Raw genomic sequence first — 23,178 nt, 5'->3', positions numbered from 1 at the left:
GTATTACTCCGGAACACTCGGGCGCAGGTCGCGAATTCTGAGCTGTATCCGATCGAAGCCGTTCCAGCGGTTCATCTCGGGCACAAAAGCCAAATCGACCGGGGAGCGTGGTGAAATTCCCCGATCCTCCAATGATCGCATCCCGAACCCGATGCTATCAAACGGCAGTGAACCGCCCTGTCGGACCGTCATCTTCAGATGCCGTTCCCCTACGGTGCGAGCCTCCATGACCTCGAGGCCTTTTACCGCAAAGGTCGGCTCAGGGTTACCCGCGCCGAACGGATGTAACGAGCGGATTTCCTCAATCAATCCGGTCGTGACGTCGACCAGCCGCAATTCCGCGTCCACGTGCAACGTCGGAACCCCGGCATGGGTGTTCGTCCAAGCTGCCGCGATCGCCGCAAACCGGTCACGAAATTCAGCAAGCCGCGATTCGCGAACCGTGACGCCAGCCGCGCTCGGATGTCCCCCGAACGCTTCCAGAAGATCGCGACATGCCGCCAAGCTCTGATACAGGTCGAACTTCCCGACGGTCCGCGCGGACCCCTTCCCCACCCCTTGGTCGTCGACCGCGATGACTACGGAAGGACGATGATAGCGATCAACCAGCCTCGCTGCGACGATACCAACCACTCCCACATGCCAACGCCGGGAGGCGAGTACCAGCGCGGCCGGCAACTCCGGTTCCAGCATTTTGACCATCGCGATGGCTTCCGCGAGGACCTCGGCCTCAATCGATTGCCGTTCACGGTTGAGTTGCTCAAGTCGATCTGCGAGGCGGTGCGCTTCGACCGGCGAGTCGGTCGTCAACAGCTGCACCCCCAGCAATGCATGATCCAGCCGGCCGGCCGCATTGAGCCTTGGAGCCAACTTGAAGGCAATGGTTTCGGCAGTGCACTCCTTCGTGATGCCGGCAACTTGCTTCAGGGCACGTATGCCGCAGCGGGCGCCACGCGACAGCTGCGCCAGCCCAGCTCGGACAAATCCTTTGTTTTCATTCTGCAGTGGGACCACATCCGCAACCGTGGCCAGAGCGACCAAGTCCAGCAGAGATTCCAACGATATCCCGGCCGCTCCATAACGGGACTGGTATGCCTCGGCCACCTTGTAGGCCAAGGCAGCAGAGCAAAGCCCGCGAAACGGATATTGAGCGTCCACCCGATGCGGATTCATGACCGCGACGGCCGGCGGCATCCGCTCATCCGTCTGATGATGGTCCGTCACAATGACGTCCAGTCCCAGTTCCATTGCCAATGCAAGCTCTCGATGAGAGGTGGTACCGCAATCGGACGTGACAAGCAGCGAAATACCTCCGGCGTGCAACTGCCGTACTGCTTCCATATTGAGCCCATACCCCTCACGCAGGCGATGAGGTACATACGCGCGAACCCGGGCGCCCAAAGCGCCGAAGAACGAAAGATACAGGCTGGTGGCGGTCATCCCATCAACATCGTAATCCCCATAAAAGCAGATCTGCTCGTGATCGACCACCGCTCGCCGCAGACGTTCAACTGCCTGTTCCATGTCTGGGATGAGATACGGATCGTGGGAAGGCTGATGGGACATCCAGGAAGCGGCTTCGTCAGGGGTCGTCACTCCCCTCGCAACGAGCAGCGAGGCGGTCGCAGACGATATCGACAGAGCCTGTGCCAGGATCTCACGATGAATGGGATCGATTTCGCGGAAAACCCAGAGCTTGGACTTCATACCACCCTCGAGTAGGAGCCCGAGCCTAAGGAGACGTAACTGGTCGGATTTTAAGCGGATAGTATAAGGTCATCTCCGCTTTGTCAAACCGCAGACACGGAGTTCTGGACCAGTGTTGCGTCAGGGAGGAGGATTCTGGAAGCAGAATGAACGGCGGGAGAGGGAGGGCTTCGCAATCGCCCTCACTCCCCTCCCTTCTGTACGTAGTTCTTGACGAATTCTTCCGCGTTTTTCTCGAGGACGTCGTCGATCTCGTCGACCAACTTGTCGATGTCTTCCTTCAATTTCTTTCCCGCTTCGACGACTTTCGGATTGGCCTTGACCTCCTCCTTCGCCTGCGGGTCTCTCCGCTGCTCTTGCTTACGCTCTTGTTTCTCCATGCGAGCACCTCCCGTACAACTGGGGCCGTCTCGTGGATCCACCTCTGGTCCGCGTCTTCACCTTACTCCAGGCGATTTGAGCGCGTCAAGCCGAGTGCAAAAATGCGAAGGGCCTTGTGTCGGACATTCGTCCGCCCCGGTCCCGAGCAGCGCAGAGCAGACTACCGGACGATCAGCGAAACAATGAGCAGCGCCACGATGTTGATGACCTTGATCATCGGATTAATGGCCGGTCCAGCGGTATCCTTGTACGGATCTCCCACCGTATCGCCCGTGACCGCCGCCTTATGTGTATCGGTGCCTTTCTTTCCCTGCTCTTCGATGAACTTCTTCGCGTTGTCCCAGGCTCCGCCGCCGCTGGTCATGGAGATCGCGACGAACAACCCGGTCACGATGCTGCCGACGAGCACGCCGCCGAGCGCCTGCGGGCCCAGAATCACGCCGACGAGGATGGGGGACACAACCGGAATCAATCCCGGCACCATCATTTTCTTGATCGCCGCCTGAGTCACGATGTCCACGCAGGTGCCGTATTCCGGTTTTCCGGTGCCTTCCATGATCCCCTTGATCGTCCTGAACTGCCGGCGAACTTCCTCCACCACCAGACCAGCCGCTTGCCCGACGGCCTTCATGCAGAGCGATCCGAAGATGAACGGCAGCATCCCGCCCAGGAACAATCCGACCAGGACGGAAGGATCGGAGAGGTCGAAGGTGCTTGCTCCGCTCCCCTTTCCCGCTTCGCGCGCGTATTCGGCAAAGAGAACCACCGCCGCGAGACCGGCCGATCCGATCGCGTAGCCCTTCGTGACCGCCTTCGTCGTGTTGCCGACGGCGTCCAATGGATCCGTGATGTTCCGCACTTCTTTGCCGAGATGGGCCATTTCCGCGATCCCGCCCGCGTTGTCGGTGATCGGACCGAACGCATCGATCGCCACAACGATCCCGGCCATCGACAGCATCGATACGGCAGCCACGGCGACGCCGTACAACCCCCCCGAGGCCGCGCCGCCGCAAATCCAGTAGCTGCCCAAAATCGCCGCGCCGATGACGACGACGGGCCAGGCGGTGGCCTGCATCCCGACGGCCAGACCGGCAATGATGTTGGTCGCATGCCCTGTTTCGCTGGCCTTCGCGATATCCTTGACCGGCGCATAACTCTTGGACGTGTAGTAGTCGGTGATGAACACCAACGCCAGAGTGACGACCAAGCCCATCAAGGCTGCGAGGTAGTAATTGACGCCGCCGACTCCACCCACGCCGTCCATGATGCTCGAGGTGATGGGAAAGAACGCCACCGCTGCGATCCCGCCCGCGACGAAGAGCCCCTTGTAAAGAGCGGGCATGATCTCCCCACTCGATCCCACCCGCACGAAGAGAATGCCGATGATCGTGGCAAAGATCGTCACGCCGCCGAGCGCCAGCGGATAGAGGATCGGGGCGCTCTGCCCCTTGAACAGCGTGAACGCGAGGACCATGGCCGCCACTGTCGTGACGGCGTATGTTTCAAACAGATCCGCCGCCATCCCGGCGCAGTCCCCCACGTTGTCACCGACGTTGTCTGCAATGACCGCCGGATTCCTCGGGTCATCTTCCGGAATCCCCGCCTCCACCTTCCCTACAAGGTCCGCTCCCACATCCGCGGCTTTCGTATAGATACCTCCGCCGACGCGGGCGAAGACCGAGATCAAACTGCCGCCGAAGCCCAGGCTGAGCAGCGCATGGATCGCTTTTTCCTGACCGGCAATCGAATGTGCGATGGTATAGAAACCCGTGATGGCAAGCAGTCCCAATCCGATCAGCAGGAGGCCCGTAACGGCGCCGCCGCGAAACGCCACGGTCAAGGCCGCGTTCATCCCGTCGTGCGCGGCCTGCGCCGTGCGCACATTCGCCCGGACGGCGATGATCATGCCTACGTACCCGGCCAACGCCGACGCACCGGCCCCGACCAGAAATCCCATGGCCGTCAACAGACCGAATTTATCGGACACCGCTCCCGCTCCGGCCAGCACGACGAACAACACAGCCGCCACAACGGCGACCGTTCGGTACTGCCGGTTCATATAGGCGCCGGCGCCTTCCTGAATGGCTTTGGCGATCTCCTGCATCTTGGCGTTGCCGGCGTTCAGTTTGAAGACCCACATCGCAAGGTACAAGCCATAGGCGATGCCGGCCACCGCCGCAACTACTGCAAACGTTACAATCGCTGAATCGCTCACGGGATGCCTCCTGGTGGTTAAGCGACGCTTATATGTCACACGGTGACCCGTGGCTTCAACCCAACGAAAGTACGGAAATCAGAAGGGGAAACCGCGGAGTGGTGTGATACGCCCTTAGCGAAGCTGCGAGTCCGAAAAGTCGGGCCATTCTATAGACATGCGACAGAAGGATCAAGAGGGAATGGCGGGATCCGCCGGCTAGGCAATACGCGCGCAGTGTGATAGATACCCTCCAAAATTCCCGTGCTGCCGCACCGGACCAATGACGAGGATACGGCCCTACAGACTTGGCTTCTTCATTGCAGCCAGCCTCCTGGTCTTGACAGTGTCCGGTTGCCTCTCCCCTATTGCGCTCAACCGGGCCGTCGTCGCCTATGACGAGGCGGTCACTGACACGGTATCCAAGCAATTGCTGATCAACATCGCCCGAGCGCACCATCACCAACCCATCCATTTCACGGGCGTCTCCAACATCGCCGCCACTTTTGATTTTCGATTCAGTGCCGGCGCAACCCCGGCCCTCACGGGCGAGGCCAGCCGAGCCATCATGCCGGTCTTCGGAGGATCGGTCGCGGAAAACCCGACCATCAGCATCGCCCCGATCGAAGGCGAAGAGTTCACCAAGCGGCTGCTGACGCCCTTTCAAGAAAGCAAGTTCTTGCTCCTCCTGCGTCAAGGGGTGGATATCGACCTGCTCCTGAGGCTGATGGCCAAGGAACTCCGCGTGAAACAAGGGGGCGAGGATATCGCCTACCGCAATAACCCGACCGATCGGGCCGGTTATGAAATGTTCAGAAAAGCGGTCCTCCATCTGTCGGCTATTCAGGACGCCAATCGGCTCTATGCCGAATCCCTGGTCTTCGAACGGGTATGGACGATCCCGGCCGAGTCCGTGACGGCCGAAGGCTTCAAAGCGTTGGAGCAGGAATATCTCCTCACTTACCATGCGGATGAAAAAACCTATACCCTCCGCAAGCCGGTATCCGGGCGAGTCCTGATTACCAACTACGATCCGGATACGCTCTCCGCAGAGCAGCGGACGGCCTTTCATGAGACAGCCGAACAACACCTGTCGAATGACGTCTCATTCGACATACGACCGGGACACTTCGGCGGCGAGTGGCCGTTGCAGGGAGAGTTCCGCCTGCGGAGTTTCAACGCCATGTTGAATTTCCTCGGGGCGTCGGTGGAGGAAGAATTCGAATACCAGGTCGAACAAGACCCTCGCACCCCCGAGGTGGCGGAGAATCCTGTCAAAACCATGGATCTGCTCGTCCAAGAGGCTTCGCCCCAAGGCGCCGACCTGAGCGTCTATTCACATGGACGGCATTACGCCGTCAATGCCACAGGCCCTCAAGGCAGGTGGAACCGAGAAGCCTTCAAGTTGCTGTTTCAGCTGTTCCAGATGACGGTGACCGAAATACCACGCCGAGACTTGCCCATCACCATCGCCAAGTAGACGCGGTTCCGGGATACACCCTCACTCCCTAACGATAATCGTGACTTTCAATGGCTGATGTGGGGAAGGTCTCCAGCACAAGCAGACGACAAAAATTTCGGACCGGATGCCGGGCTCGAAGAAATTGTGCAACGAGTTCCTGAAAGAATGCGACCGTCATGGCTTCACTGCTGCGCGAGAAAACATCCTTTTGGGCACATCAAATGCGAAGCGCAGTTGAACCGCCCAATACTCCTGGATCAACGTGCCCGGTGTGTCCAATGGCATGTCCTGTTCGCGATAGACGCTGATTTCGTAGTTATCTTTGAACCGAAAGGCTAGGCCCACGATCCAATCCAATTCTGTGGGCCTGAGTTTGTTGCTCAATTCGCGGTCCGTAAAGAAGTTCGTATCGCCATACAGCACGACTTTGTTCTGGTACAAATCCAGGTCGACATGAGCCACATACCGGAACAGCGCCAGGCCGGTATTGTCGGGCCGGGCAAAGTAGTTGCTGTTGTGAAACAACCAGCCAAATCCCATGTATGCGTTCAATTTCTGGTTCGGGAAGTGCCGCCGCCACCAGGAGAAATCATCGACGGCGTGGAGATTACCGGTCGCTAACACATCGGCATAAATCTGCTTGAGGCCGCTCCTGTCCAGCGGGGCATCACGCTCATACTGGATACGCCAACCCCAGCGATCGATGAGGCCCGTCAGGGCATAGGTCATATCCCACTCCGTGAGGATGATCCAACCATTCTTGCGATCGGAAAAGAAATTCTGATCTGTATAAAAGGTGAGGTACTGCTTATAGAGGTCCATCTCAAGATGACCCATATACCGCATCCCAACAAGGCCTGTATTGTCGGGGCGGGCGGCAAATGTTGGGTTCACGACAAAAGGGGCGACGAGCAGGTACCCTCCGAATAAGGTTTCTTCAGCCTCGCGGACCTCCTTGCCTTCCTCGCCCTGTGTCTCCATGGAAGGCAGGGGACGACCGTATTTCTCCAGGGCATGAACGGAAAGAGCGCACAGCATCTCGGCAAGCAGCATCAACAAGAAACACCTCAGCTGCAGGCCACAGTCTGGGATTGTTCCGGAACGGGCGACAGGTGTCCGTCGACCGGATCGCGGGGAGTCGAGTATGTGAATCGAATGCGTCATGACGAGGCTCCTTCTCCCGGTCCCTTGCGGACCACTGGAGCCGTTGTCACGCGTCTAAAGCAAGCTCAGAGGGCGTATTGACAAGATTCCGATTGGGTCTCGCAGGTCGGTGATCAATGAGATCGGTTAATTGTCTACTACCGTCGCTCTCCATGTCTGGGCCTCTCAGTCTGATTGCGGCGGATTGTCTAGATGCATTCGTTGTTCGCGGCCTGGGGCTGCGCGATCACGACTCTGTTTCAGCTTGGCTTCTACCGAATGAGGAGCACTCTGTCAAGCGCCTTGGCTTCGCGCTTGGATCTACCGGAAACAGCTTTCAAAAATCGCCTCGCAATCATCGTCTTCGGTTCCCGCTTTTTGAGGAACTGTTCGGAATTCTACTCCCGTAACTTCCTCGTGCTCGATCAGCAGGCTGGCCCAGCAGCCGTGGTGCTCCCCGGACGTACTGCCCTTCAAAAATGGGCGCGACTCCTCGAACATGGGTGCTTCCTTGTAATAGCGCAGGATGACACCCTTGCCATATTGAGCCTGCCTAATCGGTATTCCCGCACATTGAAGAATGCTGGCTTGGGATTTCCCGATCAGGCGTTGTGCCATTGGATTGCTGCTCGGTTCCAGTGGCGTCGACGCGCATCCGCCTGAGAGCAGAAGAAAAAGAGCGCTTGCGTAGAGGATATACACAAGCCGTCAGCCTACAGCATCTACATCGGAGAGACAACGTCCCTGCCTCAGCGAGCAGGCTTTGCTGTGCTACAGGGGGAACTAGCACTCATGTTCGTTGCCGGATCGGAAGGACTTTGCTATAGTCTCGCCCGGAGGCAGATCAGTGGGGCTCGAACCCAATTACATCGTGGTCGATGGTCAGACCTTCAGCAAAGCGAAGCTGGGATTGGACAATCACGTCTACAAGAACTGCCAGATCGATGATTGCGACTTGTACTACAGCGGAGGACAATACGAACTGATCGACACCCACATCACGAATTCACGGTTGATTCTGAACCATCCTGCCAAGGGAATCTATCACGCACTCCAGATCTTTAAGATGAAATCGCCTGGGTCCCGCATCATCTTCGAATAGAACTATCCCGCTCAACATCTTCACCATTCGACCTCTCCAGCAGGTACCGATCCCTCGTCGACCTGCTCCAGTGGAGATTTCACCGCACGAACGACAACCCGCTCATACACAGGCCGGACCATCACGGACCGGGGAGCGAGGAATGAAACGAGCGGACCTGCTACTTGTTGATCGGAATGTTGTCAGTTCTCGTGACGATCTCGATCGGCTGAAAGACAGGGTCCGAGGGACCCTTGGAAGACTCGGCCTCGATTCGTTGAAGGAAGGGAGCCGGTCCGGTAACCGGCGCATAACTCAATGTTGTCTCGACGTCGAACGTCTTGGTTTCTTTCGGCGTGGGGAACGTAAAGGTTTCGACACGCAATTCTTCCGGCTTCAGCACGGTGTCCTCGACGACCTTCACGGCGTCGAAATCAAACTGGGTCTTTTCGCCCTTTACGTTCTGATAGACCCGACCATAGATCCGCTTGTCGGAAAAGACAGTCTTGAGGTTCTTCCCCTTGATGGCAAGATCGAGAACCACGCTCGCCCAAGCGGGATGAGTCGTCGGAAGGTTGTGGGGCACCAGACTCTGAACCTTCACGGTCACCGTCGTCTTGTCGCCCTCGACTTTCGTTTCCACATCCAGTTTCGCCGCTTCCTGCCGAAGCTTCCCGATCCTGCCGGGGAACGTATGGTTCGCCACGGTCCGCTTCTTCTCGCCGTTGGCCGATTCTCCGGTCTGCTCGGGCATGTGACAGGACTGGCATTCCTTCCCGGATTTGACGGCCTTGCTCTGATCCCAATTCCCCAGCAGATCGTTCGCTTTTCCGAGGTTGGCGGCCGACGGCACCGCCTGATGACAGTTCAGGCAAAGGTCTGATTTTCTGAACAGTCCCAGTTCCATGGATTGGTGCGCCAAGTTCGGCGCAAAGTCTTTGTATGGGCCGTAGAGGGTCTTACTGCCCGGTGCTTCATACTTCGGCTCCGGCGGATGCTTGGCGCGATCCACCTGTTTGATTAGATGGCACTGCGCGCACGCGACACCGTCCAGTTGCGGATCGCCCGATTTGACCTGATCGATGAAGAGCTGAGTGTGGTCCTGAAACTCACGGACGTGGGGGGCGTGGCACCGGAAACAGAGCGCCTTGTCTTTTCCCTCCGGTGAAGCGAGAAACGCATCGAGTGTGGCCCGGAAAGCAGGCGAATGGATGGATCGGGAGAGCGGTGATGTCTCCCATTCCTCGAACACGCGCTCATGGCAGCGTTTGCACTTGTTGGAATTCGGGAACGCTTTCTCGATCAGAGCCTGAGACTTCGCGTCCTGAGCGAGCGTACGGTCCTCCACAATTCCCAACCAGGCAGCGGCCAGCGCGACGAGCAAGACCGTCAGAGTCGCCTTCCCCCTCATCAAGGTGCGCAATGTCGTATGTATCCGTTGCCCGACCATTCTAGAGATTCTTGGCCCGATAGGTCAGCATGCGTGGCTGTGTATATTCATCGAGGATTTTCGTCGCTGTCTCCCGCTCCTTGTCCCCGCCAAGCGTGGCCAGGTATTTCGCTTTCAGTTCGGGTGGGGGGCTCGGAATCAATCCGTAGCTCAGCACCGCCTCGATCAAGGCCGGGCTTCCTCCTGTGGGTACTGCGAGGGAAAACGGCACCTTTCTGGTGTTCCCGCCCTTGATGAAGGGATCGGGGATGGGGCCGCGGAGGATTTTGTCGTAACTTAATCCGAACCGTTTCGTTTCCGTCGCCAACACCGCACCACGAGCGTCTTTCACGATAATCTCGAGAAGGAATTGCTTGAGGACCGGATCGCCGTCCGGAAAACTGTGGGGAAGACTTCCCACTTTGACCAACACCGTTCCTTCCACCGCGGCCGACGATTTGGCGGTTTCGATATCGATCCGCGGCATCCATTCTGCCTGCAGATTGCGGTTCTTCAACAGGATGCCGGGAATGACCACGCCACGGAACCAGTGACGGCCGATCGAACGCGTCATCGCCCCGCGTTTCGACGTGGAACTACCCGTCGAAGGCTCCATGTGGCAGTCCTGGCAAATCGTACCTTGAAGGATCTCTCCGGGAAGATTCTTCTGCGTGACGTCCTTGACCTTGTCGAAATGGCAAGACGCACAGAAATTCGCCCCTCGGTAGAGTTCCGATTGGATTGCCGGATGAACTAGGTTCTCCTCGGGATCCGCATAGGGACCGTACATGGTCTTGCCCGGTTCGATGGCGAACGTCGGAGGTGGCGAAGGGGTCGTTTGGACGGACTTGATGAGGTGGCAGGATGCGCAGCCTATGCCCTCAATCTGTGGTTTGCCGGCCAGAACCTGCGTCACCATTTTTTCCGCATGCTGAGGAAACACGGTGGTCGACGGCACATGGCACGACAAGCAACGCGTACGCTCCTCGGCCGTTGGATTTGTTTGAATCCATATGCCCAATACGGTACGGAACACCGGCGATTCAAGTGACGTCCCGTGCAGGAGAGCCGCATCCACCCGGCCGAAGGTTTTGAGGTCCGGCGTCTGCTCCCGCGCGCCCTTCCACTCTTCATAGTGGCGGTCATGGCACTGTTTGCAATCCTCGGACCGGATGAAGATTTTCTCGATCTCGGCAATCCAATCGCCGGAGACCTGCCCGTCCGCTTTCTGGGCGATGGCACGATCGTGAAAGAGACCGATCAGGCCGATCGCCAGGAACAAGAATCCCGCGGTGATGATCCGATGTCTGACTCGCACGGTCCGACCTTCCTAGTCTCTCTTGCAACCCACGAAGTGGAAGTTCACTCCCCAGCCGACCGGATCACCGGGATCCGCCGGCTCATACGTCCCTACCGTAAAGTTGCATTCCCTCATGGCCTTTTTGATCGCTCGCCCGAACTCCAGCATATTCTTGATCTCGGTCTTGTCGATCTCCTTGATGACCGACCGCACCTTGATTCCTGCATAATCGGCCCGCGAATTTCCGATGACCTCAAACACCGCGACGCCCTGGGGCCGCTGCAACTTCAATTCCTTCTGAATCTCTTCGTCGACTTCGCCGACCACGACCCCGAACTCTTCTCCGAGTTTGGCAGCCTCCTCCTCCGTCATGGGAGTCTGATCGATCGCGTGAACCGGCGACACCGCCAAACTTCCCATCAGCCCTCCCCACAACCCGGCACACAGAAAAAAGGCCCTCCAGGGACGAAGGGCCTTTGTACGCGCTTTCATACGGTTGCGGTCTCTCCCCTCAACAGCCGTTCACGGACGAATCCGTCCGGTTCGCCCCCTCAAAGATTCGCGACAGGATCGATCGACAACTGAAACCAGGGAGCCACTGCCTTCTGACCGTTCCGCTCCTTGTTCTCACCGTTCCACACCGCAAAGGAGACGGTCTGAACCCGCCCGGGAATCAATTTGGCTTCGTTCTCCTGTTCCTCACTCACCAGCGGTCTCCGCATGACGACGTGCCAGACTCCATCCTTCCAGAGGGCTTTGCCCTGCACGCGACCCTGCTTCTCCTTAGTGGTCAACGTACTGAACCCCCCTCCGATGAGATCCTCCACCGATGACACACGTCGCGGGATCACTTCGAACGTTCTGACTCCCTCTCGCTGCTTGTCCGGATTCCTGGCCGCTCGGCGATCGATATCGCTCTGCCAGTCGGCTTTCCAGTGCCAGATGTTGATGTAGTGATCGAGTTGGCCCATGCAGAAAAAGGCCGGCGCGTCTCCCAATGGAAGACCGATCGCCACGCCGTCACGGAAGGTGCCCGGTGTGAGTCGGTCATTTTTGGTGTTATCCTGCCATTCCAGAAGAAAGGCAAGGTCGGTGCCGTTATGGATGGCTCGAACCGTCAAAGCCCGGGCCGTCGGCTCAGGCCACACCGGCCTTGTGATGATCTGACCGCTCAGCGGCAACGTCATAGGGGAGACTTTTGCCCATGCGGCATCCTCGGGAGTCGAGGGGAGAGATCCCTGCGCATAATGCGCCCGGATGACCATCCCCTCGGAACTGACCAAGGGAATCCCCAGTCCTCCGAGGACCCCAGCCATGACGAGGATGGAAGAGAATATCGCCAGAAGAGAACGGGAAGGCGTCTTCGTCGTCATGCGTCCCATGAAAGGCCCTCGGATGACCGACGCAACCGGGCTCGACGATGCCACAATACCATACCTTTCCGACGAGACCAATCCGGATGCGTTCGGTCTTCCTAACGAAGCCGCACGCGACGAATCTTGTTTTCCCCGCGCTCACAGATATAGAGATGGCCGCGTGAATCCAGGGCGAGCCCAACGGGAGAATTCACGACCGCGTCCACGCCGAGGAGCCCGTCGCCGTGTTTCGGTCCCCCGGCCGCCTCCTTCGCCACGAACCGTGCGGCGCCGCAGCCACCCATGTTCTTGTCCTCGTACCCGCTGTCGCCGTTGCCGGCGACGGTGGTGATGACGCCGGTGGCCGCATCCACCCGGCGGACACGATGGTTCATGGTGTCGGAGACATACAGATTGTCCTGCTCATCCAGCACGACGGCCTCGGGAGCATGCAGCATCGCGCGCACCGCCGGCTTCTCGTCTCCGTCATAGCCGTACCGGCAGACGCCGGCCACGGTCGAAATGACGCCCGTCTGCCGGTCGATCTTCCGCACACGATTGCTTCCCTTGTCGACGATGATCACGTGCCCCCTGCTGTCAACGCTGATGCCGACCACGTCATAGAGACGCGCGTCCAAGGCCGGACGTCCGTCGTCCAGATACATGGACATATCCAACCCGTCTGAACACACGGGCATCAGCCATCCGTGATCGTCGCTGAAGTCGATTCCGATGGCGTCTCCGGACAGTACGACGAGATTCCTGGCGACCAACGGCTGCTCGCGCGCATCGTCCTCCGTCGTCCAGCTTCCCGCAATCGTGGTCACCATGCCCGAGGAGGGATCGTACCGGCGGATTCGGTGAGCCTGGGTATCCGCGATGTACAGGACATCGTCCTTGTCGAACGCGATGGCGGCCGGCCAGGTCAGATTCACATCCAAGGCCGGGCCGTCCCCGTTAAAGCCATGCTGTCCCGTTCCGATGATCGTCGTAATGATCCCCGTATCATGGGTGATTTTTCTGATGCGATTGCTGCCGGAGTCGCAGACGTAGAGGTCGTTGTGTGAATCGAACGCAACGTCAAGAGGCAAATACAGCCCCGCTTCTCCGCAGAGGCCTTCATCGCCACTGTAACAGGTTTCTCCGATTCCGGCGAAGTTGTGAAGGGTGCCTTCCTGGAGATCGACGCGCCGAATTCGGTCGGAACCGGATTCGGCGAAATAGAGCCAGCGCTCGTCCCGGTCCACGGCGGCGTGATGCGGCAGTGGAATACCGGCCTTCACCGCGCGCTTACCGTCTCCGGTGCTGCGAGCCTTCCCGTTGCCGGCAAACGTTTCGATATAGCCCGGTGTAAGCTGAACTTCCGCTTCCATCTTCAGTGCGGCGCCCCCTTTGTCCTACGCGTGGGAAACCGGCTGCGGAGCCGGTTGATCCGCCACGGGTGCCTGAGCAGGCGCCGACGGAATGGCTTGCTGTGAAGCCGCAGCCTGTTGCTGAGCCGCCTGAGCTTCCGCTTCAATCGCGTCCGCCTCGTGGACGGACTTCTTGAACCCCTTGATGGCTTTCCCGAGCCCTTCTCCCAACTGCGGGAGCTTTCCGGCACCGAAGATGATCAACACGATGCAGAGGATGAGGATCAACTCTGTGAAACCAAGACTCCCAAACATGGCGTGCTCCTCCGTATAGATGTGTCAGGACGGGCTGCTTTCCTTGCTCCGTTTTGCAAACCGCTCTTTCAAACGCTGGCGGGCCTGCTCAGCCTGCTCGAACATCTTACACTTATCGTACACGCTGATGAGATTGTAGTACGCCAGCGGCTCGTCGGCATTCTGCTCGACCGCATCCTCCATGACCTTGATGGCCAAATCAGATTTCTTGTGATTCAACGCCAGCTCCATCAGCTTGAAACTCGCCTCCAGATGTTTTGGGTCCAACTCAAGCGTGCGCAGATAACATTGAATGGCCATATCAATCGTATTGTAGTCAGACACTTGGGGATTATCGAGCTCCACATAAACCCCCGCCAGATTGTACCAGGCGATGGGGTCGTCGGGCGTGATCTCCACGAGGCGCTCGTAATACCCCTTGGCTTCCATGTACTTCTTCTTGTCCGCATAGACTCGCCCGAGATTGAAGAGCGCCAGCACATCATACTGGAACACGTCAAGGGCGTGCCTGAATTCGGTCTCCGCCTCGTCGGACATGTTCTTGGTCGCATAGATCGTTCCCAGATTCGAGTAATACATGGCCAGAGACCGATTCATTTCGGCGCGCAGCCCTTCCGCCATTTCGATGGATTTCTTGACCTCCACAAGCGCATCGTCGAGACGCCCCTTGCTGAAATACAGCTCACCTAGCCGGCACCGGGCCTGAAAATCGTCAGGCTCTGTGGTCAACAGCTTCTCGATTTCGGAGATTTCTTCGTCCGGGTTCAACGGCTGGTCGTTTGGCTCGACCGCCGCGCGGCTCTGCTGCGCCTGTGCACTCGTATCATCGCTCATGTGAAGTTCCCACCTGTCCTCAACCGTTCGTTAAATATGATCCCCCGCCAGCCGGTCAGGACTGCCCAGCATGGGCGCTCCGACCGAGGACGAGGCTTCCAGCGGCTCCCGTCGATACCGATCCATCGTCAACAACATGACACCAAGCACGACCATCAACGTCAGATTCGAATAGAGCAACGCATAACCCGCGATGAACATCAGTGCCAGACCATAGCCGGCAAGCCTTCCCATGGTCAACAGCCGGATCACGGTGTAGGACCAGCAGAGAAGCCCGGCCATATACAGTGCGAACGGCAGGTAAAAGGTGTATCCCATTCCAAACTGGAAAATCCACCCGATGCCGTCGGCACCCTTGCGGATGTTGCTGGCCATGACGGGATCGTATCGACTGAGAAGGTAATCCAAGAAGAGCATGCCCGTGAAAATGCATCCGGCTGTCCCCCAAAAACAGATGGCCCGACGACGTTGATGCTGGTTCCGAGAGCGAAAGGACAATCCGCGGCCGTAGGCTCCGTAGACCAGGATGCTGGCCAGCACCATCAGAGCCTCCCCGCCGCGGTGAAATTCGTAGACGAAGGGGGGAGCCGCTACGGTGCCAAGAAAACTGTAGAAGGTGGAGACCATCTGATAATACAGCCAGCCCGAAATTCCAAGCAGATACACCACCCCCAAGACCCGTTGAGACCAATCGTGATGGGTCATGAGGTACTCCGCCATCAACAACACGATCGCCGTCAACGCAATCAGATTGTAGATGGCCGACCCGATCATCGTCGGTGGAACAAACAGGAACCCCACCGTCAAGAGCAGGAGCAGCGCCACGCAGGGTACCGTCGCTTTGTTCAAACCGCTCCAGCCGCGACTGGCAAGCCGATTCGTCAGTCCGAGGATCAGCCCCAAGAACAAGAGAATCGCCACGGCATTCAGAAGCCACTGCCCGATCTCCGTCAGTGCCGTAAAGGTGGGAATGATCCATTGATGGTCGGCCGCCAACTTGCTGAGGTGCATGCCCAGACGGGACACCAGGCGATAGAGAATCAACTCCAGGAAGGACACCAAGAGCACGAGCTTGATCGTGTATTGAAAGAGAAGCGGTTGATCGCTCAGCTTCCCGGCCATGCGCTCCATAGTTCTCGTCGAAACCGTCACGACCACGCCCCGCGTCCAGCGTAAAAATTATACCGACTTGAAAAAACCCGGTCGGCGACGCCCGTCGCTACGAACGCGCGACCGTCGCCCGCTCCGTTTCCGATTTGGCCCGGGCGATATACAGAAGACCATCGGCCATCGAGTAGTTGAACGGCAACTCACACACGACTTCGCTGATTTTTTCGTACACGTGCTGATAGAGTCGCTCCGCTTGGTCCGGGGTCATGCCTTCCTGCACCTCATAGAAGAATCCCAGACTCAGGTCTTCCGCAGACGGCCGCATGATCCGTCGAATGCCGTATCCGCCGGGATCACTCATGATGGGAGCTTCTTTCTCAAGGTCGAAGAGACAAGGCTGACACGAGAACCCGTAGGAGTCGTGCAGCTTCTGGTTGTCGACGATGAAGTTCATCGTCTCCAGCGCTTCCTCCTCCTTCTCGGTCGGGAAACCCACGATGATGTAACAGTGGACGGCGATGCCGAGATCCACGCAGTCGTCCGTAATACGCCGGACCCATTCCTGCTGGATGCCTTTTTTCATGAAATCCATGATCCGCTGATTGAAGGACTCCAGTCCGAAGACGATCTTCAGGCAGCCCGCATCCCGCATGGAGGTCAAGAGTTCACGCGAGAGATGCTTTTCAAATCTCATCTCACACGTCCACTTGATCTCCAGCCGTCGGTCGATCATCTGTTGGCACAGCCGCTTGGTCGGCGACAAGGCGAAGCACTCATCGGTAAAAAAGAATCGCCGGACTCCATACCGCTGCTTAAGCCACTCCAACTCCTCAATCGTCCTGCCCGGGTCCTTTTGGCGGAAGTTCTGGTGATCGAGCGTGAGCGCGCAGAAGGCGCAATCCTTGTAGTAGCAGCCCCGTGAAAACTGGACGGGCAGCACCGGCTCGGGCGAAAGATATCGGCCGAGGGGAAATCCGTCGTAATTGGGAGCCGGCAGCTGATTGACATTTTCAGAATAGAACGGCTGGTTGACGATGACCCTGTCGTTCTGACGATAGATCAGGTTGGGCACCTTGCTGAAATCCTTCTTCCCGGCCATTTGATTGACCAATTCCAGCAGGGCCGTCTCGCCTTCGAAGACGACGATGTCGTCGGTGATCTCGAATAGGCTCGGACAACGGCGCAGATTGTCGACCAGTCGGGTGAAAATGCTCCCCCCGATTGTGACATGAATATCGGGAGCCGCTTCCTTAATTAAGCGGCAGAGCGTCAACCCGGGAATGATCTGCGACGTAGCGGTGATCGACACACCGACGAGCTCCGGATGGTCCCCCACAATCGACGGAATGAAGCGTTCCCGGAACAACGCGACGTACGGGTTCTGCTGTTCGTCACGGATGACCTTCATCAGGTCCTTTGATGAATAAATGGAATAGGTGCTGAATTGGTTGTCCACGACAGTAAGTCTGGTCGGAAAATACAGAGTGGAAAGCACTTCCAGCCACTTGTCGATCAGAAACAGGCTCTCCCGGTATTCCTCCAGGTCATAGAAGCCTTCGCCGCGGAGGGTCGCTTTTGCCGACTCGATGCGATCGACAATGTAGGGAAACCGATCGAGCGATTCCACGACTCTCGCCAGATGTTCCGCGCTGCCAGGACCCGTCTCTCCTTGGTGCTCACGCTCAAGCGCGTTTTTCTTATCGATCAGACCTTGATAGAGTTCCACGCCGTAGGCCTGCGTCACGATGTCATCGAGCAGCTCGATCCCGAGGTCACGCTGCGAGACATGTGGAACACCGGCTTGGGTCAGAAACCCGGTGAGTGAAGGGAGACTCAGATACGGTTGGGAGGGATGCCAAGTCGGAGGGAAAAGCAAAGAGACTTTCATAGGAAATCTCTACCCGACGTACTTGAAAAATAAGACGAATTTAGATGGAAATGATCGTATTTTATACACTCCGCCGCGGCCGAAAAGCAACCCTGATCACGTCGAGATTCCCGAGTCCGAGCCATGTGAGGCTCGCTCTACAATCCATCTCGGGAAAAGAAAGGCCCCGATTCAGATCACCATGGTGATCCCCGAACCGGGGCCTTCCTCTACTCTCGCCGCAGGTTCGGCCGAACTGCCGAATGCGGTGATCTTCTTACCTACAACTTACGGAAGCTTGAGCGTAAACCACGTGGAGAGCGCCTTCATGCCGTTACGCTCGATGTTGTTGCCGTCCCACACCGCGAACGCGATAGGAACGGACATGCCCGCCTTGAACTGGGTGTCGTTAGCATCACCCGTTTCCAGGGTGCGCTTCACCACGACACGCCAGGTTGGACCACTGTAGCCGCCGCCCTTGACGGATCCGGCCGGCTCCCACACGCCGTTTCCAATGACATCCTGATGGGCTTGCGTCGTCAGCGTGCTGAATCCGTTGGCGTTCAGGTCTTCCACCGAACTCACGCGCAACGTCGGATCGGACATGATGTTGCCCGACCAGATTCCGGGATTGAAGGGACCAAGGCTGCGCCCGATCCGATCCGGATAGGTCACACCGCCCGCCGGTTCTTCAAAGTAGTAATCCCAGAAGATCCCGGGGTATTGATCGTCCACGTCCCAAATACCCGCGCTGTCCTTCCCGAGATCCTTTTGCCATTCCGCATTCCACCGCCAGATGTTGGTGGTTCCACCGGACTGGCCCATGCACTGGAACGGCGGCGCGCCCGAGGTATTGACCGGGAACATGATCGCCACCTGATCGCGGAAATCCTGAGGACCGATCGTCGTGTCGTTCTTGGTCTGATCGTTCCACTCAACCCGCAATCCGAGCTCCTTACCGTTCGTCATGGACTTCACGAACACCGACTTGACGGAAATATTCGGATGCATCGGCGTCGTGATCAACTGCCCGCTCAACGGCACAATCACACCAGGCACGCTCTCCCACAACGGGTTCGCACCATCCATCGGGATGGGGCCCTTCACCGCCTTGGCCGGAATCGTAACCGGCTGGCTGACAGCCAAGGGTACCTGCCCAATCGTCAGCATCACGCCCACGATCAGGGCAGAGAGAAGAATGCCAAACACCACAGACTTGTTGTGTGTCTGCACTACTCTCATGGACTATGCCCTCCTCTCAAGTAAGTGATTAAAAACTGTGACCCAAATGACTCCCGAGAAACGGAAATAATAACACCGGACATGAATGCGGATATTACGCAGTCCCGACGGGTCCCCCCTCCTCTTTGTTTTTGTTCTTCTCCCCCTGATCCATGAAATCCTGTGCACCGGTCTCATTCAACAACAGGCTGAGCTCATTCCCCTGGTCTTGCGCGCCGCATTCGTACGTCTGCCCTTCCGGAGCGTTGAACGTCGCAGGCCGATAATCCGTTTCTGAATAGGGTTGAGGAGTCACGCCGAGAAAGGCGGATTCGAAATCCATCCAGTCCGCGGTCATATCGGCAACCAGCTTGAAGAGCCCGGAATCGGCTTTCTTGACCAACATCCGGCAAAACAACGGAACCCACCGTCCGATGTGGTTCTTGACGAACTTCTTCTGCGCCTCCACGACGATCTGAGTTTTATCCGTTCCATCGTGGCAACGCGAATAGGACTCCTTGTACGCCAGAAAATGCATAAACTCAAACTCAACGCTCAAATGGTCGAGTCGTTCGTGAATGTCCTTCGATAATTCCACGCCGAAAGCTTTGTAAAAGCCTGCGATGTCACCCATGACGTGGGACTGCGCAAACACGTGGTCGTTACCGAAAAGGGTCTCGTAGGGCGGGCAGTCCAAGGTGATCACATTGCTGAAGACTCGGCGATGCTCTGATTGCAGATCGGTCAGATGCCAATTCACACATTCCGACGCAACCAGCTTCTCCAGCTGATCAAACTGCTTTTTCAATGCATTCAACTTCTGCTTCGCGCGATCGCCGTCGATGCCGTCAAGCGCCTTCTCTAAGGCCTCGACAGCCGCTCGACCATCCTCGACAAATTCGCCGCATTGCACGTAGTCGAGAAATTCGTCGTCTTCCGGGTACAACAGGCTCCAGGAGACGAGAAGGTAAATCTTGCTGCGATTGAGAGCACGTTCGACGGCGGGAGAGTCTTTGATCGGCGTCGGGGTCGAGATGACGGCAGTTCCGGAGGCGGAAACATTTGGTACCGGCTGTTTACTCGTCATATGAGAATCAGCTCCTCGGTGTGACCTTGTACCGTGGCCTAGATTTTCCGGCATATGCGGTCAAACCCCTGGCACAAGCTCGGGTATGATAGGTAATGGCTCGGGTGATGTCAAGCACGTTCTCCTATTCACATGGACGAAACTTAACCATCTGAAATACCGAAATTTTCGCACAGGCTCCTTCGGTCGACCTCGTGCTCCCCTCCCCCTACGACAGGCTAGGAGTCTGTCCGAGTAATCCTTCGTGGCGAGGCGAAGGAGCTGCCGGCAGATGAGCGGCGCATGGCTCGAAAAAACCGAAAGCGTATTGGCTGGAATACGTTGAGGATTTTTTCGGGCCGAGAACGATGCAGATACCTGCAGATCGTTTACCGCAGTAGAATGGCATGACTCGGGCAGACTCCTATGCCTAGGTGCCGGACAGCAGCCTGAAGGGCGTCACTCGAATCGCAATGTGATCATTGACCGTTTTACAGACTTGCTCACAGAGACCACACCCGACACACCTCTCTTCTGAGACCAGCAACCGCTGTCCATCAAAGTCCATGGACAACGCCTCGGTGGGGCATTTCGAGGCGCACGCATGGCAGCCTTGCGCCGCGGTGCATAGACGATGGGCGACAACCGCCATCCCCATTTGTACATGGTCCCGATCAGGGACCGACACGAGGGCCTCCGTCCCACAGGCCGCGGTACAGGGGAAATCTTCGCAGAGGAAACAGGGCGTCTGGTCAGGAAAGATGATCGGCGTCCCATCCTCCTGATGAAAGACGATGGCGCCGTGCGGACAAGCTTTCGCACAATCGCCGCATTGTGTGCATCGATCCAGAAACAGCGGTTCAGCAACCGCTCCCGGCGGGCGCAACCAATCGGTTCTTGGAGCCGCGGCGGGTTTTTCGGGAAGGACCTCGGCATGCTTGGAGTACTCTCGCGCGGCCTTGGCGACGGACAGCACAGAGTCCTTGAGAAAGTCCCGACGACCATATTTGGGATCAGTAGCCATTGAAAAGCAGACTGAGGTTCATCTCGACCGGAGCCTCAGCCTTCTTTACATCACGCCGTCAGCCCGAAGCTTGTACACTTCTACGCACCGATCACAGGCGCCGAATTCGACGTCCCATCCCGGATGATTCTCTCGGATGAAATCCAACACGTAGGTTTCGATTTTACTTCCCAGATCCTCCACCCACGAATACGTCGGAAAACGACAGAGCGGACAAGGGAACCCGGGCATCAACATGACCTTGTTTTCGGTTTCCGGCACTTCCCCGCCTTCGACATCCACCGCACGATCCATCACCCGCAGAGTATCCGTCGCCATCTCGATCAGTTCGGAATGGGTGAAGAACCCTGTTTGCCACAAACCCTCGAACACAGATTTCAATTGAGGGGCCGGAATCTTTCGATACCAAGACCGGAATTCCTTGAAGCGATCCTCTTTCCGGAGCATCGGCTCCTTGCCCACCGCCATCAGCCGACTGTCGACGCTCAAGCTCCACAGCACACGATACCGCTGGAGAATCAACGTTTCCTCTCCGGGGTTCTGACCGACCTTCGTATCGGGGTCATAACTAAATTGCGGGCTCAGCATGTCCGAAATATGCATCAATTCATGCCGGCAGTAGCGGGTGAGCGCGGGATCGTAGAACCGACGGGGAATGAGCTTGATGCCGACCCCCTTCAACCCTTTCTCCTCAAACTGCTTGGCTAATTCGTGTTCGACGGAGCCCCACTTGCGAAGAATGTCGACGCCTTCCTGGTCCTCTTTGAGCACGCCCTTGACCAGGACGATCCCGACCTGATCCTTGAGAACCGGGTATTCATCGAAGGCGTCCCTGATGATGTCGGAAAAGCCCCACGTCCCGAACAAGTATTGATACAGCTTCTTGAATTCGCTCTCGCGATCGTCCAGCGTGAACTTCTCGTAGATCGGATCCGCCAGCTCATGGAATTCCTTATAATAGGTGGGATCTCCTTCCCGTTCGGTCTTCTCCACGAAGGAATCGATAACTTCCTGCAACAGGGCCGGCTGAAAGCGAAGTTCCATAGGGTTCCCCAATCTCGAAGTGAGCGTTGACCGCGGCTTGACTTGACGACCGGGCTTCTCTTACGATCGACAATGTTGAAAGGGAAATTATACTGACCTAAAACGACGATTTGCAATCGAGCCGGCCGCCGCCGGCCCACGAATCAACCCCATCACGATCGGGTATTCTCATGGCTGAACAAAGTCCTGTTTCGACGGTTCCGGCGCCGACATCACAGCATCCCAACATCGACTTCTTGGAATATTGGACCACGGGAGCCAGAGAGGTGAAAACCTTCCGGGGACACTCCCACGGAATTTGGTCCGTCGCCTTTGCCCCTGATGCACTCACGTTGGCCAGCGCCGGTGTGGACCGTCTCGTCCGCATCTGGGACATCGAAACCGGACGGCTCCTTCGTTCCCTGCGCGGCCACACCAATGACATCAGGGCCGTGGCCTTCACGCCGGACGGGCAGACATTGGCGACCGGAAGCGAAGACCGGACGATCAGACTGTGGAACCCCAAGACCGGTGAACCGCTGAAGCTCCTCTTCAGTCGATACGATCACAATGTCTGCAGTCTGTCCCTCTCGCCGGACGGCTTGATGCTGGCGCGCGGCAGCCATAACAAGGACATCAAGATTTGGGAAGTGACGACCGGAACCGAACTGATGACCCTGCTGGGTAAGGATCAGTTCGATCACCATTGGTCGGTCTGTGTGGCCTTTTCTCCCGACGGCATCCACCTGGCCAGCGGGACGGACATCGGCAAGATCAAGATTTGGGAAGTCTTGCCGAGCGGGGAGGAAAAAGTCCTGCATAACGGGCACTGGAAAGAGGACGAAGAAGACTGCACCGAAACACGCGGATACTTCATCGAAGATGATGGTGGATTTCAGAAACCGATGGACTACTGGATCGGGGCCATGACGTTCACTCCGGACGGCAAATATCTGATCACAGGCAGCCGGGACCAGACGATCAAGATATTCGAAGTTCCGCAGGGTCTCGAACGCCGGATACTCCGGGGACATACGAGCTGGGTGCGAACGCTGGTGGTGACGCCGGACGGTAAGGTGCTCATCAGCGGAGGCGACGACAATACGATCCGATTCTGGGATCTGGCGACGGGCCGTTGCTTCAGAACTATCAAGACACATACAGGCGCCGTTCGCTGCGTCGCCCTGTCTCCAGACGGGCTCAAGCTGGCCAGCGCGTCATGGGATCGGACGGTGAAGCTGTGGGAAGGCGGCGCGGAACCCCAGGAATAAGGTTCGCGGGTCCTGTCGCGCTGAACAGCCCTACCGTGCTCGC

Annotated in this window: 21 protein-coding genes; 3 read left to right on the top strand and 18 right to left on the bottom strand. The window is 57.5% G+C overall.

The genetic code is table 11. The annotated features are described in order from the left end of the window. Positions 1-3: 3 nt before the first annotated feature. The 3 genes from recJ to P0111_05220 form a co-directional block, all read right to left on the bottom strand. Complete coding sequence (gene recJ, locus P0111_05230; GenBank protein MDF0643409.1) at positions 4-1,707, bottom strand: single-stranded-DNA-specific exonuclease RecJ; 1,704 nt, start codon at positions 1,705-1,707, stop codon at positions 4-6. A gap of 182 nt (positions 1,708-1,889) precedes the next feature. After that, a complete protein-coding gene (locus tag P0111_05225) occupies positions 1,890-2,087 on the bottom strand; it encodes a ubiquitin-like protein Pup (protein MDF0643408.1) in 198 nt (65 codons plus the stop codon). A gap of 161 nt (positions 2,088-2,248) precedes the next feature. Then, entirely contained in the window at positions 2,249-4,303 is a 2,055-nt protein-coding gene (locus P0111_05220) for a sodium-translocating pyrophosphatase (protein ID MDF0643407.1), read from the bottom strand. 262 nt (positions 4,304-4,565) lie between these two features. Between P0111_05220 and P0111_05215 the strand changes: the two genes are divergently transcribed. After that, a complete protein-coding gene (locus P0111_05215; GenBank protein ID MDF0643406.1) occupies positions 4,566-5,762 on the top strand; it encodes a hypothetical protein in 1,197 nt (398 codons plus the stop codon). Between the two features lie 156 nt (positions 5,763-5,918). Here P0111_05215 and P0111_05210 read toward each other — a convergent pair whose 3' ends face one another. Both P0111_05210 and P0111_05205 read right to left on the bottom strand, forming a co-directional pair. After that, complete coding sequence (locus tag P0111_05210) at positions 5,919-6,803, bottom strand: hypothetical protein (GenBank protein MDF0643405.1); 885 nt, start codon at positions 6,801-6,803, stop codon at positions 5,919-5,921. Between the two features lie 405 nt (positions 6,804-7,208). Beyond that, positions 7,209-7,505 (bottom strand): hypothetical protein, encoded by a 297-nt coding sequence (locus P0111_05205; protein MDF0643404.1) that lies wholly within the window; start codon positions 7,503-7,505, stop codon positions 7,209-7,211. A 229-nt stretch (positions 7,506-7,734) separates the two neighbouring features. Between P0111_05205 and P0111_05200 the strand changes: the two genes are divergently transcribed. Continuing rightward, positions 7,735-7,989, top strand: coding sequence for a hypothetical protein (locus tag P0111_05200; GenBank protein ID MDF0643403.1), 255 nt, complete (start codon positions 7,735-7,737; stop codon positions 7,987-7,989). A gap of 160 nt (positions 7,990-8,149) precedes the next feature. Here the strand turns inward: P0111_05200 and P0111_05195 are convergent, their stop codons facing one another. The 13 genes from P0111_05195 to P0111_05135 form a co-directional block, all read right to left on the bottom strand. After that, complete coding sequence (locus tag P0111_05195; GenBank protein MDF0643402.1) at positions 8,150-9,418, bottom strand: multiheme c-type cytochrome; 1,269 nt, start codon at positions 9,416-9,418, stop codon at positions 8,150-8,152. 1 nt (position 9,419) lies between these two features. Beyond that, positions 9,420-10,715, bottom strand: coding sequence for a multiheme c-type cytochrome (locus P0111_05190; protein MDF0643401.1), 1,296 nt, complete (start codon positions 10,713-10,715; stop codon positions 9,420-9,422). A gap of 12 nt (positions 10,716-10,727) precedes the next feature. Beyond that, positions 10,728-11,189 (bottom strand): PDZ domain-containing protein, encoded by a 462-nt coding sequence (locus P0111_05185; GenBank protein MDF0643400.1) that lies wholly within the window; start codon positions 11,187-11,189, stop codon positions 10,728-10,730. Between the two features lie 59 nt (positions 11,190-11,248). Continuing rightward, on the bottom strand, positions 11,249-12,079 hold the full coding sequence (locus tag P0111_05180; protein ID MDF0643399.1) for an ethylbenzene dehydrogenase-related protein: 831 nt from the start codon (positions 12,077-12,079) through the stop codon (positions 11,249-11,251). A 92-nt stretch (positions 12,080-12,171) separates the two neighbouring features. Then, positions 12,172-13,425, bottom strand: a complete 1,254-nt coding sequence (locus tag P0111_05175; GenBank protein MDF0643398.1) for a hypothetical protein — start codon at positions 13,423-13,425, stop codon at positions 12,172-12,174. Positions 13,426-13,449: 24 nt separating this feature from the next. Beyond that, positions 13,450-13,719, bottom strand: a complete 270-nt coding sequence (tatA, locus tag P0111_05170; GenBank protein MDF0643397.1) for a twin-arginine translocase TatA/TatE family subunit — start codon at positions 13,717-13,719, stop codon at positions 13,450-13,452. A 24-nt stretch (positions 13,720-13,743) separates the two neighbouring features. Then, on the bottom strand, positions 13,744-14,553 hold the full coding sequence (locus tag P0111_05165; protein MDF0643396.1) for a tetratricopeptide repeat protein: 810 nt from the start codon (positions 14,551-14,553) through the stop codon (positions 13,744-13,746). 30 nt (positions 14,554-14,583) lie between these two features. After that, positions 14,584-15,675: a hypothetical protein gene (locus tag P0111_05160; protein MDF0643395.1), complete on the bottom strand. Its 1,092-nt coding sequence runs from the start codon at positions 15,673-15,675 to the stop codon at positions 14,584-14,586. Positions 15,676-15,772: 97 nt separating this feature from the next. Continuing rightward, positions 15,773-17,551, bottom strand: coding sequence for a radical SAM protein (locus tag P0111_05155; protein ID MDF0643394.1), 1,779 nt, complete (start codon positions 17,549-17,551; stop codon positions 15,773-15,775). Positions 17,552-17,818: 267 nt separating this feature from the next. After that, a complete protein-coding gene (locus tag P0111_05150) occupies positions 17,819-18,772 on the bottom strand; it encodes an ethylbenzene dehydrogenase-related protein (GenBank protein MDF0643393.1) in 954 nt (317 codons plus the stop codon). Positions 18,773-18,866: 94 nt separating this feature from the next. Next, a complete protein-coding gene (locus P0111_05145) occupies positions 18,867-19,838 on the bottom strand; it encodes a molecular chaperone TorD family protein (protein MDF0643392.1) in 972 nt (323 codons plus the stop codon). Positions 19,839-20,247: 409 nt separating this feature from the next. Continuing rightward, a complete protein-coding gene (locus tag P0111_05140) occupies positions 20,248-20,841 on the bottom strand; it encodes a 4Fe-4S dicluster domain-containing protein (GenBank protein ID MDF0643391.1) in 594 nt (197 codons plus the stop codon). A 45-nt stretch (positions 20,842-20,886) separates the two neighbouring features. Continuing rightward, positions 20,887-21,885, bottom strand: a complete 999-nt coding sequence (locus tag P0111_05135; protein ID MDF0643390.1) for a hypothetical protein — start codon at positions 21,883-21,885, stop codon at positions 20,887-20,889. A gap of 170 nt (positions 21,886-22,055) precedes the next feature. Between P0111_05135 and P0111_05130 the strand changes: the two genes are divergently transcribed. Further along, positions 22,056-23,135: a WD40 repeat domain-containing protein gene (locus P0111_05130; protein MDF0643389.1), complete on the top strand. Its 1,080-nt coding sequence runs from the start codon at positions 22,056-22,058 to the stop codon at positions 23,133-23,135. Positions 23,136-23,178 lie beyond the last annotated feature (43 nt).

This window comes from Nitrospira sp. (assembly GCA_029194535.1).
In the GTDB taxonomy this organism is placed as follows: domain Bacteria; phylum Nitrospirota; class Nitrospiria; order Nitrospirales; family Nitrospiraceae; genus Nitrospira_C.
This window is presented reverse-complemented; position numbering and strand designations above follow the sequence as displayed.

Coding starts and splice junctions, on each gene's coding strand:
- P0111_05215 (MDF0643406.1), top strand. CDS start 4,566: ATGACGAGGATACGGCCCTACAGACTTGGCTTCTTCATTGCAGCCAGC.
- P0111_05185 (MDF0643400.1), bottom strand. CDS start 11,189: ATGAAAGCGCGTACAAAGGCCCTTCGTCCCTGGAGGGCCTTTTTTCTG.
- P0111_05175 (MDF0643398.1), bottom strand. CDS start 13,425: ATGGAAGCGGAAGTTCAGCTTACACCGGGCTATATCGAAACGTTTGCC.
- P0111_05150 (MDF0643393.1), bottom strand. CDS start 18,772: ATGAGAGTAGTGCAGACACACAACAAGTCTGTGGTGTTTGGCATTCTT.
- P0111_05145 (MDF0643392.1), bottom strand. CDS start 19,838: ATGACGAGTAAACAGCCGGTACCAAATGTTTCCGCCTCCGGAACTGCC.
- P0111_05195 (MDF0643402.1), bottom strand. CDS start 9,418: ATGGTCGGGCAACGGATACATACGACATTGCGCACCTTGATGAGGGGG.
- P0111_05205 (MDF0643404.1), bottom strand. CDS start 7,505: ATGGCACAACGCCTGATCGGGAAATCCCAAGCCAGCATTCTTCAATGT.
- tatA (MDF0643397.1), bottom strand. CDS start 13,719: ATGTTTGGGAGTCTTGGTTTCACAGAGTTGATCCTCATCCTCTGCATC.
- P0111_05140 (MDF0643391.1), bottom strand. CDS start 20,841: ATGGCTACTGATCCCAAATATGGTCGTCGGGACTTTCTCAAGGACTCT.
- P0111_05225 (MDF0643408.1), bottom strand. CDS start 2,087: ATGGAGAAACAAGAGCGTAAGCAAGAGCAGCGGAGAGACCCGCAGGCG.
- P0111_05155 (MDF0643394.1), bottom strand. CDS start 17,551: ATGAAAGTCTCTTTGCTTTTCCCTCCGACTTGGCATCCCTCCCAACCG.
- recJ (MDF0643409.1), bottom strand. CDS start 1,707: ATGAAGTCCAAGCTCTGGGTTTTCCGCGAAATCGATCCCATTCATCGT.
- P0111_05160 (MDF0643395.1), bottom strand. CDS start 15,675: ATGGCCGGGAAGCTGAGCGATCAACCGCTTCTCTTTCAATACACGATC.
- P0111_05130 (MDF0643389.1), top strand. CDS start 22,056: ATGGCTGAACAAAGTCCTGTTTCGACGGTTCCGGCGCCGACATCACAG.
- P0111_05180 (MDF0643399.1), bottom strand. CDS start 12,079: ATGGGACGCATGACGACGAAGACGCCTTCCCGTTCTCTTCTGGCGATA.
- P0111_05135 (MDF0643390.1), bottom strand. CDS start 21,885: ATGGAACTTCGCTTTCAGCCGGCCCTGTTGCAGGAAGTTATCGATTCC.
- P0111_05165 (MDF0643396.1), bottom strand. CDS start 14,553: ATGAGCGATGATACGAGTGCACAGGCGCAGCAGAGCCGCGCGGCGGTC.